The organism is Pseudarthrobacter albicanus (assembly GCF_018224015.1).
GTDB lineage: Bacteria > Actinomycetota > Actinomycetes > Actinomycetales > Micrococcaceae > Arthrobacter > Arthrobacter albicanus.
The window spans coordinates 51,009-63,444 of sequence record NZ_JAGPOT010000013.1 but is presented as its reverse complement, the minus strand read 5'-3'; the positions used below and the strand labels follow the sequence as shown (position 1 = coordinate 63,444).

The following is a 12,436-nucleotide window of genomic DNA, read 5'->3' as shown; positions in this document are numbered from 1 at the left end:
CGGTCTTTTGTGCTGCGGTCTGCTGCCGGTCAGCCGGTACCCGCGACCTACTGCCGTGTCCGGCGTGGCGGCCGGAAGCCCGCTGCTTCGGCGTGCGCCGGGGAAAGGAACCAGACCTCCGCGCGGGTTTCCTCGTAGGAGGGGCTGGTCTCGTCGTGGTAGATCATCGAGGACGCGTCGCCCTTGACGGTGAACCCCTCCGGTCCGCTGCCATCGGCCGCCGGGGCCGCCGAGCCCTCGCCGTACGGCTGATCCAGGGCGAGATGGCCGGACGGTTCGGCGGTGTGGCCCGCGGGCGTTTCGGACGCGGCTGCCGACGTGGCCGTCTGCACCGTTTCGGCCTCCGCCGGCGGCAAGCCCTGGACCTCGGCCGCCACCGGGACGGCCGCCACCGGGACGGCCGCCACCGGGACGGCCGCATCGGGATGGGCGGATGCGGGTGCCGGGGCCATCGTTGCACCCTCGACGTCCGCCGTGTCGCTGCTTTCCGCCGCTGCCGATTCCGCCCCGGGGAGGGTCGGGGCGTGGGGTTCCGTGTATTCCGGGTGATGCACGGGCAGGCCCCCCGCGGACGCCGCGGCCGCCTTCGCCCCCGCGGCCTGCGTCCCCTCGGCCGGTGCCGGCGGGGCAACGTGTGCCCCGTGGGCGGCCGCAGGTTCGGCGCGTGCCGGTTCATGGTGTCCGGCAGCCTGTGGTTCCTGCGGCGGGGTCTCCGACCATTGGGTCTCCCACTCGGTGCCTTCAGCGGCGCGGGGCCCTGCTGCGGGCGCAGCGCCAGCGCCCGCCTGGACCGGCGCGGCAGCCGCCTCTGCCTGGACCGGCGCGGCAGGAGCGGTGGGGGCATCGGCTGCGGGGGCAGGTGCCGCCTCCGCCTGGACGGGAGCCGCGGAAGGGCCGGTTCCGGACGGAGCGGGCGTGCCCTGCTCAGTCGTGGAGGCCAGCGGGGCCGCGGCCTTGCTGCTGTCTGCGGCGCTCGAGCCCGCACCGCCGCGGGAGTTGCGGTTGAGCAGCCACCAGATGACGGCGACGATCACCACGATGACAATGAGCCAGATGATCCAATCCATAGCAGAGCCCTTCTGTCCAGGAGGCAAGGTTGCCGTTGCCTGACGTTACGTCCCTGTCAAGCAGGCTGTCCAGCCTTCCGGGGCCGCCCCAGGCACCGGCGCAACCGTCCCGCGTGAGGCAGCTCACCGGCCCGGCTAAAAGGAGGCCCCCATTCCATTATGCGAGACGGACGTCCACCATATGAGCGAAATATTCCCGGTTTTCCACTTAACGCGCCTGTCCCGGTCGTTGGCCGCCGCGGCGGAGCCCTAGACTTTGACCCATGAGTGAGGACACCCAAACAGCGACAGAAACCAAGCCGGACATCAAGCCCCGCAGCCGGGTCGTTACCGACGGGATCCACGCCGCCCCCGCGCGCGGCATGTTCCGGGCGGTCGGCATGGGCGACGACGACTTCGCCAAGCCCCAGATCGGCGTGGCGAGCTCCTGGAACGAGATCACCCCCTGCAACCTTTCCCTGAACCGGCTCGCGCAGGGCGCCAAGGAAGGCGTGCACGCCGGGGGCGGCTTCCCGATGCAGTTCGGCACCATCTCCGTCTCCGACGGCATTTCCATGGGCCACGAGGGCATGCACTTCTCCCTGGTCTCCCGGGAAGTGATCGCCGACTCGGTCGAGACCGTCATGCAGGCCGAGCGGATCGACGGCTCGGTGCTCCTCGCCGGCTGCGACAAGTCCCTGCCCGGCATGCTGATGGCGGCCGCCCGCCTGGACCTCGCGGCCGTCTTCCTCTATGCCGGCTCGATCATGCCCGGCTGGGTCAAGCTCGAGGACGGCTCCGAAAAGGAAGTCACCCTGATTGACGCCTTCGAAGCCGTCGGCGCCTGCGCCGCCGGCAAGATGAGCCTCGAAGACCTGACCCGCATCGAAAAGGCCATCTGCCCGGGCGAAGGCGCCTGCGGCGGCATGTATACCGCCAACACCATGGCGTGCATCGGCGAGGCCCTGGGCATGTCCCTGCCCGGATCGGCCGCCCCGCCCTCCGCGGACCGCCGTCGCGACGCTTTTGCCCACAAGTCCGGCGAGGCCGTCGTCAACCTGCTGCGCCTGGGCATCACTGCCCGCGACATCATGACCAAGAAGGCCTTCGAGAACGCGATCGCCGTCACCATGGCCTTCGGCGGTTCCACCAACGCCGTGCTGCACCTGCTGGCCATCGCCCGCGAGGCGGAAGTCGACCTGACCCTGGAGGACTTCAACCGCATCGGGGACAAGGTCCCGCACCTGGGCGACCTGAAGCCGTTCGGCCGCTACGTCATGACCGACGTCGACAAGATCGGCGGCGTGCCCGTGATCATGAAGGCCCTGCTCGACGCCGGCCTGATCCACGGCGACTGCCTGACAGTGACCGGCAAGACCGTTGCCGAGAACCTCGCCTCGATCAACCCGCCGGACCCCGACGGCAAGGTGCTCCGCGCCATGGACAACCCCATCCACAAGACCGGCGGCATCACGATCCTGCACGGTTCGATGGCCCCGGAGGGTGCCGTCGTGAAGAGCGCAGGTTTCGACGCCGACGTCTTTGAGGGCTCCGCCCGCGTGTTCGAACGCGAACAGGGCGCCCTGGACGCGCTGGACAAGGGTGAAATCAAGGCCGGCGACGTCGTCGTCATCCGCTATGAGGGTCCCAAGGGCGGGCCGGGCATGCGCGAAATGCTGGCCATCACCGGCGCCATCAAGGGCGCGGGCCTTGGCAAGGACGTGCTGCTCCTGACGGACGGCCGCTTCTCCGGCGGCACCACCGGCTTGTGCATCGGCCACGTCGCACCCGAAGCGGTCGACGGCGGACCCATCGCCTTCGTCAAGGACGGCGACCGCATCCGCGTGGACATGGCCGCCCGCAGCTTCGACCTGCTCGTGGACGACGCCGAGCTGGAATCCCGCAAGGTGGGCTGGGAGCCTCTCCCGGCGAAGTTCACCAAGGGAGTCCTGGCCAAGTACGCCAAGCTCGTCCACAGCGCCTCCACCGGCGCCTACTGCGGCTGATTCGGCTGAACCCAACTGACTCGCAGTTAATGTCGTTATGCGCCGCCAAAACGACAACAATTGCGAGTCAGTTGGGGGAGGGGGCCGATACCCGGACAAGGATGTCCGCATGATGAGACATGGAGTAGGCTCGTTGACACGTGTCTGCCCAGAGGGAAAACTGAACGCATGATCTCATCCGTTACCGTCGGCGTCGTCGTTACCAAGCGCGTGGCCCAATAGCCGCAACTGGTTAACGGACCGTCACGCGCAAACCCCTCGAAGAGCCGCACAGGCTGAGGGGTTTTTTTATTTCCCGCACCACCAGCACCACGCTCCACCCCCGCAGTTCCACGATCACAGAAGATCCCAAAGGAAGAGTCCGATGAGCAAAGGATCGCCGATCAGCCCCTCGCTGATGGCCACGAAGTCCGCTGGAGCCCACAAGGCTTCGGAACGCGTCGAACGTCCGGCTGACGCCGCCGTCGACACTGCTGCCGTCTCTCCTGTCCTTGGGCCGAACAACGTCGTACCCCCGACGGTGATGACCGGCTCACAAGCAATCGTCCGCGCGCTCGAAGAACTCGGCGTCGAGGACATTTTTGGTTTGCCCGGTGGCGCGATCCTGCCCACCTATGACCCCTTGATGGCTTCACGAATGAACCACATTCTGGTCCGTCACGAACAGGGAGCCGGCCACGCCGCGCAAGGCTACGCCATGGTCACCGGACGGGTTGGCGTCTGCATCGCCACCTCGGGCCCGGGTGCCACCAACCTCGTCACCGCCATCATGGATGCCCACATGGACTCCGTGCCGATGGTGGCCATCACCGGCCAGGTCGCCAGTGCCGTGATCGGCACCGACGCGTTCCAGGAAGCGGATATCGTCGGGATCACCATGCCGATCACGAAGCACTCCTTCTTGGTCACGGACCCCAACGACATCCCGCACGTCATGGCGGAGGCCTTCCATCTGGCCTCCACCGGCCGTCCCGGCCCCGTGCTCGTGGACGTCGCCAAGGACGCCCAGCAGGGTCAGATGACCTTCTCCTGGCCGCCCAAGATCGACCTCCCCGGCTACCACCCGGTGCTCCGCGGCCACAGCAAGCAGGTCCGCGAGGCCGCCAGGCTCATCGCGGCCGCCACCAAGCCCGTGCTCTACGTCGGCGGCGGCGTCGTCAAGGCCCATGCCTCGGCGGAACTGCGCGAGCTGGCCGAGCTCTCCGGTGCCCCCGTGGTGACCACCCTGATGGCCCGCGGCGCCTTCCCGGACTCGCACCCGCAGCATGTGGGCATGCCGGGCATGCACGGCACCGTGTCCGCCGTGACCGCGCTGCAGCAGTCCGACCTGCTGATCACCCTCGGTGCACGGTTCGATGACCGGGTGACCGGCGTCCTGAAGACCTTCGCCCCGAACGCCAAGATCATCCACGCGGACATCGATCCGGCGGAAATCTCCAAGAACCGCACCGCCGACGTCCCGATCGTGGGCTCGGTCAAGGAGATCATCCCCGAGCTGAGCGAGGCCCTGCGCCTGGCGTTCGAGGCCTCCGGCACCCCGGACCTGACCGCCTGGTGGGCGTTCCTGAACAACCTCAAGGACACCTACCCGCTGGGCTGGACCGAACCCGAGGACGGCCTGTCCGCCCCGCAGCGCGTGATCGAACGCATCGGGGCCCTCACCGGTCCCGAGGGGATCTATGTGGCGGGCGTCGGCCAGCACCAGATGTGGGCCGCGCAGTTCATCAAGTACGAGCGTCCGCACGCCTGGCTGAACTCCGGCGGGGCCGGCACCATGGGCTACGCCGTGCCGGCCGCCATGGGCGCCAAGGTCGGCGAGCCGGACCGCGTGGTCTGGGCGATCGACGGCGACGGCTGCTTCCAGATGACCAACCAGGAGCTGGCCACCTGCGCGATCAACAAGATCCCGATCAAGGTCGCCATCATCAACAACTCCTCCCTGGGCATGGTGCGCCAGTGGCAGACCCTGTTCTACGAGGGCCGCTACTCCAACACCGACCTGAACACCGGCCACGACACCGTCCGGATCCCGGACTTCGTCAAGCTGGCGGACGCCTACGGCTGCGCCTCCTTCCGCTGCGAACGCGACGAGGACATCGACGCCACCATCCAGAAGGCCCTGGAGATCAACGACCGCCCCGTGGTCATCGATTTCGTCGTGAGCCCCAACTCCATGGTGTGGCCGATGGTCCCCTCCGGAGTCAGCAACGACCAGATCCAGGTTGCCCGCAACATGACCCCGGAATGGGAAGAGGAGGACTGAACATGACCCGCCACACATTGTCCGTTCTGGTCGAAGACAAGCCCGGTGTGCTGACCCGCGTCGCCAGCCTCTTCGCCCGCCGCGCCTTCAACATCAATTCCCTGGCCGTCGGCCCGACGGAAGTTCCGGGCATGTCCCGGATGACCGTCGTCGTCGACGCCGACGGCGAGCTGATCGAGCAGGTCACCAAGCAGCTGAACAAGCTGGTCAACGTGATCAAGATCGTCGAGCTCACCCCAGAATCTTCCGTACAGCGCGACCACATCCTGGTCAAGGTACGGGCGGACGCCGCAACACGGCTGCAGGTCACCCAGGCTGCAGACCTGTTCCGCGCCTCAGTAGTCGACGTCTCCACCGAGTCGGTGGTCATTGAGGCGACGGGACACCCCGAGAAGCTCACGGCACTCCTTTCTGTGCTTGAGCCTTTCGGCATCCGCGAAATCGTGCAGTCCGGCACCCTGGCCGTGGGGCGGGGATCCCGCTCCATGAGTGACAGGGCCCTACGCAGCGCGTAAAACACCGCGTAAGGCACCGCGTAAGCCACCGCACCACCGAAGTTCCCCGATAAGCACCACAACACGAATCCACTCAAAAGGAGACACCCCAGTGACTGAAATGTTTTACGACGACGACGCCGACCTGTCGATCATCCAGGGCCGCACCGTCGCCGTCATCGGTTACGGCTCCCAGGGCCACGCCCACGCCCTCAGCCTCCGCGATTCCGGGGTTGACGTCCGCGTCGGCCTGAAGGAAGGCTCCAAGTCCCGCGCCAAGGCCGAGGCCGAGGGCCTGCGCGTCCTCAACGTCGCCGAGGCCGTCGCCGAAGCGGACCTCATCATGGTCCTCACCCCGGACCAGGTCCAGCGCCACGTCTACGCCGAGGACATCGCCCCGAACCTGCAGCCCGGCGACGCCCTGTTCTTCGGACACGGCTTCAACATCCGCTACGGCTACATCCAGCCGCCGGCCGACGTCGACGTCGCCCTCGTTGCCCCCAAGGGCCCGGGCCACATCGTGCGCCGCGAGTTCGAAGCAGGCCGCGGCGTGCCGGACCTGATCGCCGTCGAGCAGAACCCGTCCGGCAAGGCCAAGGAACTGGCCCTGTCCTACGCCAAGGCCATCGGCGGCACCCGCGCGGGCGTCATCGAGACCACTTTCACCGAAGAGACCGAAACCGACCTCTTCGGCGAGCAGGCCGTTCTCTGCGGCGGCGCTTCCCAGCTGATCCAGTACGGCTTCGAGACCCTCACCGAGGCCGGCTACAAGCCGGAGGTCGCCTACTTCGAGGTGCTGCACGAGCTCAAGCTCATCGTGGACCTCATGGTCGAAGGCGGCATCGCCAAGCAGCGCTGGAGCGTCTCGGACACCGCGGAATACGGCGACTACGTCTCCGGCCCGCGCGTTATCACCCCCCAGGTGAAGGAAAACATGAAGGCTGTCCTCAAGGACATCCAGGACGGCACCTTCGCCAAGCGCTTCATCGACGACCAGGACGCCGGAGCTCCGGAGTTCAAGGCGCTGCGCAAGAAGGGTGAGGACCACCCGATCGAGGCCACCGGCCGCGAGCTGCGCAAGCTGTTCTCCTGGATCAAGAACGAGGACGACTACACCGAAGGCTCGGTAGCCCGCTAAGGCTGCCGTTCAGGCGCCATTCACGAGGCAACAGTGAGGCCGGGTCCACGCTTAACAATGTGGGCCCGCCCTTTCCGTCAGCCTAGACTTGATTTATCCCCCGGACTGCAACGCAGAGGATCAGCCGTGTCAAAACCCGTAGTACTGCTCGCCGAAGAACTTTCGCCCGCCACAGTCGAGGCCCTCGGCCCGGACTTTGAAATCCGCCAGATCGACGGCGCCGACCGCTCCCAGCTGCTCTCTGCGATCGCAGACGTCGACGCCATCCTGGTCCGCTCCGCCACCCAGGTGGATGCCGAAGCCATTGCCGCCGCGAAGAACCTGAAGGTCATCGCCCGCGCCGGCGTCGGCCTGGACAACGTGGACATCAAGGCCGCCACGCAGGCAGGTGTCATGGTGGTCAACGCGCCCACCTCGAACATCGTCTCCGCCGCCGAACTCACCGTCGGCCACATCCTGAGCCTCGCCCGGCACATCCCGCAGGCCAGCGCCGCCCTCAAGGACGGCGAGTGGAAGCGGTCCAAGTACACCGGCATCGAACTGTTCGAGAAGAAGATCGGCATCATCGGCCTGGGCCGGATCGGCGCCCTCGTCGCGGCCCGCCTGCAGGGCTTCGATACCAAGATCCTCGCCTACGACCCCTACATCACCTCCGCCCGCGCCGCCCAGCTCGGCGTGCAGCCGGTGAGCCTGGACGAGCTCCTGGCGCAGTCGGACTTCATCACCATCCACATGCCCAAGACCCCCGAGACCGTCGGCATGCTCGGCGCCGAGGCCTTCGCGAAGATGAAGAAGACGGCCTACGTCGTCAACGTCGCCCGCGGCGGACTCGTGGACGAGGAGGCCCTCTACACCGCCCTCCAGGACGGCGAGATCGCCGGTGCCGCCGTCGACGTCTTCGTCAAGGAGCCCAGCACCGACCTGCCGTTCTTCAAACTCGACAACGTCGTGGTCACCCCGCACCTGGGCGCCTCCACCGACGAAGCGCAGGAGAAGGCCGGCGTCTCGGTCGCGAAGTCCGTCCGCCTGGCGCTGGCCGGTGAACTGGTGCCCGACGCCGTGAACGTCGCCGGGGGCGTCATCGCCGAGGACGTCCGCCCGGGCATCCCGCTGATCGAGAAGCTCGGCCGCATCTTCACGGCCATGACCCACGCCTCGCTGACGCAGGTCGACGTCGAGATTGCCGGCGAAATCGCCGCGCTCGATGTCAAAGTGCTGGAACTGGCTGCCCTCAAGGGCATCTTCGCCGACGTCGTGACCGAGACGGTTTCCTACGTCAACGCCCCGGTCATCGCCGAGCAGCGCGGGATCAATGTCCGCCTCATCACCACGTCCGAGACGGAGTCCTACCGGAACCTCCTGACCCTGCGCGGCGCGCTGAGCGACGGCAGCCAGATCTCGGTATCCGGAACCCTGACCGGGCCCAAGCAGGTGCAGAAGCTCGTGGGCCTCAACGGCTTCGAGGTGGAGATCCCGATCAGCGAGCACCTCGTGGTGGTTGCCTACGCGGACCGCCCCGGTGTGGTCGGCACGATCGGGCACATCCTCGGCATGAACAACATCAACATCGCCGGCATGCAGGTTGCGCGGCAGACGGAGGGCGGCCAGGTGCTGGCCCTCCTGACCGTCGACAGTTCCGTGCCGCAGCAGGTCCTTGAAGCGATCAAGGCCGGCATCGGCGCCGAGATGGTCCGCGAGGTTGATCTGGAGGACTAGCCCTTCCGCGCGGACGCGCGGCGCTGCACTGCCGGAAGCGGCTGCCGCCGTCGCGCGTCCGCGGATGGGCGGCCGGTCTGCGTACAATGGCTAGGTCCGAATTTTCGGAACCTGGCCGGCAGACCGGCCTTTACTTTTGCACGCCCGGCAGGGGACGCCTTCATTTCCGCTCGGGATGAACTGCGGCGTGCGCACGCAATCCAGCTTTCAGGAGCCCAATGAACGCCGTCCAGAGGTTCATCAGAAGCAGAGTGCTTCTGCTGACCGCGTCCATCTTGATCGCGGCCATGTGCCTGTCGGTCCTGGTCCAGGGCCAGTCGCAGGCGGCACTCAACCGGACCGTTGACCAGAACTCCCGGGGACTCTACGACATCCTCGTCCAGGTCAAGGCCAGCGACAACGCAGGGCTCATGCAGCCGGACATCGCCAACGGCCAGGGCGGCATCGGCTTCGACCAGCTGGATGCCATCCGGAAGCTGTCCGGCACATCGGTGGCAGCGCCGATCAGCCTCGTCTCACGCGTCACCCAGAACCTGGAATCCCCGCGCCTGGACGCCACGGACTACCTCGGCTACAACGCCGGCCTCGCAGGCACCTCGGGGGACCCCACCGCCACCGACCCGAGCAAATGGCCGGCCGCCGAGTCGGTCCTGAGCGATGCGCCCAAAAAGTACCGGCTCACCGCCAGTGCCGTCAGCTCCGATGGCGTCTCGGACCAGACCCTGTTCAAGACCACGGCGGAAGGCTCCCTCGGCAAGGCCAAGCTCATCCAGGAACAGGTCGCCGGCGGGAAGAACGTCCGAATCGCCGGCCCGGCCGGGGAGACCGGCATCAAGTTCCCGGCCCCGGCCGGCGGCTCCGAACACACCCTCTTCAACCTCTCCGTCTCGCTGCCGATGGCCCCGCAGGTGACCGAGTCCGTCGTCGCCGTCGACCCCGTCTCCGAACGCGCCCTGCTCGGCTCCGCGGGCGACTTCCTGGCCCCGCTGGAGAAGGCCCCCGCGGCGGACGCCCGCAACGCCGGGGCGGTTGGCCGGCACTTCGAGAGCCTCTTCAGCAGCGGCATCGGCATGGACCAGCTGAAGGAGGGCCCCGACTTCCTCGGCGTCAAGCTCAAGTACTGGGCCCCGCTGATGAGCCAGTACCAGCAGGCCAAGCGCAGCGGCCAGCTCACCGCCGACTCCCAGGCGATCCCGCTGATTGTCCGCTCCGGCACCTCGCTGGACCTGAAGTACTCGGTCAAGATCGAGGAAATCGACGGTTCCGGCAACGTCACCAAGGACGTCGGCACCGTGTCCCGTTCGCTGGACAAGGACTACCTGCCGTTCGTCTCCAAATCCCCGTTCGCCCTGGCCTGGCCCGGCTCCAAGGACCTGTCCCAGCTGCTGGGGGACACCGGCAGCTTCAGCCAGGGACTGTACAACCCCGCCACGTGGAGCACCGACTTCGCCGCCGCCCCCAAGTACACCGACGGGTCCACCGCCGCGAACGGCGCCGTCGGCAAGTCGGCCACGCCCGGGGAATGGGTGACCGTGAACCGGCTGCCGGAGAAGGCCGCCAACGGCGCACCCGTCGACCAGACCCAGCGCAACCCCGTGGACGAGCGGTCCTACCGGGACAACCTGGACACCGGCAAGAAGCTGGCCACACCGCTCGCAATGGTCTACGGCACCTTCGACCCGGCCAAGGTCCGGGAAGCTGCCGGCGACGTGAACCGGCTCCCCCTGGGCGGCTACGACCCCACCCCCTTCACCCTCACCAAGGACGCCGCCGGCAAGGACGTCGCACCCACCGGCCTCAAGCCCTCACTCAGCGCCACGGGCCTGGCCAGCCAGTCCGCCGGCGCCATCACCGACTTCTACGGCCTCGCCGCAGCCCGCGGCTTCGACCAGAACGCCTCGGTGATCGACGCCATCCGCGTCCGGGCCAAGGTCCCGGGCAGCTGGAAGCAGGCGCAGCCCGACGTCGAGCAGCTCGCCAACGAGATCAGGGACATGGGGCTGCAGGCGACCGTTGTTGCCGGCTCCGCCCGTGAGGACGCGAGCATTTTCGTCCCGGGGTACTCCAAGGACGACGCCGGCAAGGAGTCCGCGCTGGGCACCGTCCAGCAGTCGTGGGTCCGGCAGGACGCCGCGGACGCCGTCTCCGCCTCGCTCACCGGGACCAACCTGACCCTGCTGTTCCTGACCCTGTGCGGCGCGGCCCTGCTGACCGGGGCCTCGACCGTCAGCTACGTCCGCAAGCGGCGCAGCGAGGCAGGAACGCTGCGTGCCATGGGCTGGACCCAGCGCCGGATCCGCTCCTGGGTGCTGGCCGAATTCGGCGTCGGCGCAGCCTTCCTGGCCGTGGCCGGAACGGTCCTCAGCCTCGTCAGCTGGAACCCGGCCACCGCCATCGTCTCGGCCTCCGTCCTGGCACTGTACGTCGGCGCCGCGTACTTCGCCGCGCAGCAGCTGCGCCACCGCGAGGAAGTGGACCAGGAACCGCAGCACGACGAACGCCTGATCCCGGTCGATTCCGCGCTCACCTTCGCCAACCGGCAGCTGAGCACCAACAAGTTCAACACCGGAGCCCTGGCTGTCGCCGTCGGCGTCTTCGGCGCCGCGGCGGGCGGCCTGGCCGCGCTGCTGATCGACATCCCCCGGGCGGCCGGGGCCAGTGCGCTGTCCGGGCTTGCCGCGGCCAGCATCGTGCTGCCAAGCATCATCCTGGCCCTGGCCGGGGTGGCCGTAGGGCTCGTGCTGACCATGGTCACCGGCCGCTTCGAGCTGCAGGCCAAGCGCCAGTACCTCGGCACGCTGCAGGCGATGGGCTGGAATCCGGACATGCTGGGCCAGGTCCGCTTCTTCGAAAACGCCATGGTGGGGACCATCGCGCTGCCGCTGGGTGTCCTGGGCGCCCTCGGCATCGGCCTGCTCCTCGCCCCCTACGCCGCACTCTGGGCCGGTCTCGCCGGACTCGTGGCCGTACTCTGCTGGATTCCCATTGCAACGAAAGTAGTCAAATGACTAACGAGCTGAACCCTGACCGGGCGGCCCACGACCGGATGACCGCCAGCACCCGGAAGAGTGCACACAAGACCCGTGCCAACACCATCGTGAAGGCCGCGGACCACGCCACGCCGCTCGAGCTGAGCAACATCACCATCCACTACGGCGGCGGCAAGGGCGGTGCCGAGACCGTCGACGTCGTGGACGACTTCAACCTGACGCTGCACGCCGGCGAGATGCACTGCATCGCCGGCCGCAGCGGCTCCGGCAAGACCAGCATCCTGACCGTCAGCGCGGGCCTGACCCTGCCGACGTCGGGCCGGGTCTTCTGGGAAGGCGATTCGCTCGAAACCATGGGCGACGACGAGATCGCCGACCGCCGCCGGGCGCTGATCGGCTACGTCGACCAGGGCGGGGCCCTGATCGACGGCATGAGCGCGCTGGAAAACGTCCTGCTGCCGGCCGTGCCGGACGGCGAGGTGGACCAGCGCCGCGCCATGGCCAAGGACCTCCTGGACCTCGTGGGCCTCGGCCGGCGGATGCGCCACCGTCCCGCCCAGCTCTCCGGCGGTGAACGCCAGCGCGTGGCGATCGCCCGGGCGCTGATCCTCGGCACCCGCGTGCTGATCGTGGACGAGCCCACCGCCAGCCTGGACCGGGCCTCGGCCAACCGCATCATCAGCATCCTCAAGGACACGACGTCGGACGGAATCGCCGTCCTGGTCGCTTCACATGACCACGAACTCGTCCGGCAGACCGATACCCTGACCGAACTGATCTAGG

General features: G+C 67.9%; 8 protein-coding genes. 7 read left to right on the top strand and 1 reads right to left on the bottom strand.

Going from position 1 to position 12,436, the window contains the following annotated elements; all coding sequences use genetic code 11:
- Positions 1-47: 47 nt before the first annotated feature.
- Positions 48-1,067 (bottom strand): sunset domain-containing protein, encoded by a 1,020-nt coding sequence (locus J9611_RS04810; RefSeq protein ID WP_211878196.1) that lies wholly within the window; start codon positions 1,065-1,067, stop codon positions 48-50.
- A 263-nt stretch (positions 1,068-1,330) separates the two neighbouring features.
- On the opposite strand from J9611_RS04810, the gene ilvD reads away from it, so the two are divergent.
- The 7 genes from ilvD (at position 1,331) to J9611_RS04775 (ending at position 12,435) form a co-directional block, all read left to right on the top strand.
- Positions 1,331-3,052: a dihydroxy-acid dehydratase gene (gene ilvD, locus J9611_RS04805; protein ID WP_211878194.1), complete on the top strand. Its 1,722-nt coding sequence runs from the start codon at positions 1,331-1,333 to the stop codon at positions 3,050-3,052.
- A 364-nt stretch (positions 3,053-3,416) separates the two neighbouring features.
- On the top strand, positions 3,417-5,315 hold the full coding sequence (locus tag J9611_RS04800; RefSeq protein WP_211878192.1) for an acetolactate synthase large subunit: 1,899 nt from the start codon (positions 3,417-3,419) through the stop codon (positions 5,313-5,315).
- Between the two features lie 2 nt (positions 5,316-5,317).
- Entirely contained in the window at positions 5,318-5,830 is a 513-nt protein-coding gene (ilvN, locus tag J9611_RS04795) for an acetolactate synthase small subunit (protein WP_211878190.1), read from the top strand.
- Between the two features lie 91 nt (positions 5,831-5,921).
- The gene (gene ilvC / locus J9611_RS04790; RefSeq protein WP_211878188.1) at positions 5,922-6,947 is read left to right on the top strand and encodes a ketol-acid reductoisomerase; all 1,026 of its coding nucleotides are present in this window, start codon (positions 5,922-5,924) and stop codon (positions 6,945-6,947) included.
- A 126-nt stretch (positions 6,948-7,073) separates the two neighbouring features.
- Positions 7,074-8,663 carry a phosphoglycerate dehydrogenase gene (gene serA / locus J9611_RS04785; protein ID WP_211878186.1) on the top strand — a complete coding sequence of 530 codons (1,590 nt, stop codon included), beginning with the start codon at positions 7,074-7,076 and terminating at the stop codon, positions 8,661-8,663.
- A 218-nt stretch (positions 8,664-8,881) separates the two neighbouring features.
- A complete protein-coding gene (locus J9611_RS04780; RefSeq protein ID WP_211878185.1) occupies positions 8,882-11,671 on the top strand; it encodes an ABC transporter permease in 2,790 nt (929 codons plus the stop codon).
- Positions 11,668-12,435 carry an ABC transporter ATP-binding protein gene (locus J9611_RS04775; protein WP_211878183.1) on the top strand — a complete coding sequence of 256 codons (768 nt, stop codon included), beginning with the start codon at positions 11,668-11,670 and terminating at the stop codon, positions 12,433-12,435. Before J9611_RS04780 ends, J9611_RS04775 begins: the two co-directional genes overlap by 4 nt.
- The last annotated feature ends 1 nt before the right edge of the window (position 12,436 follow it).

Coding starts and splice junctions, on each gene's coding strand:
- J9611_RS04810 (WP_211878196.1), bottom strand. CDS start 1,067: ATGGATTGGATCATCTGGCTCATTGTCATCGTGGTGATCGTCGCCGTC.
- ilvD (WP_211878194.1), top strand. CDS start 1,331: ATGAGTGAGGACACCCAAACAGCGACAGAAACCAAGCCGGACATCAAG.
- J9611_RS04800 (WP_211878192.1), top strand. CDS start 3,417: ATGAGCAAAGGATCGCCGATCAGCCCCTCGCTGATGGCCACGAAGTCC.
- ilvN (WP_211878190.1), top strand. CDS start 5,318: ATGACCCGCCACACATTGTCCGTTCTGGTCGAAGACAAGCCCGGTGTG.
- J9611_RS04780 (WP_211878185.1), top strand. CDS start 8,882: ATGAACGCCGTCCAGAGGTTCATCAGAAGCAGAGTGCTTCTGCTGACC.
- J9611_RS04775 (WP_211878183.1), top strand. CDS start 11,668: ATGACTAACGAGCTGAACCCTGACCGGGCGGCCCACGACCGGATGACC.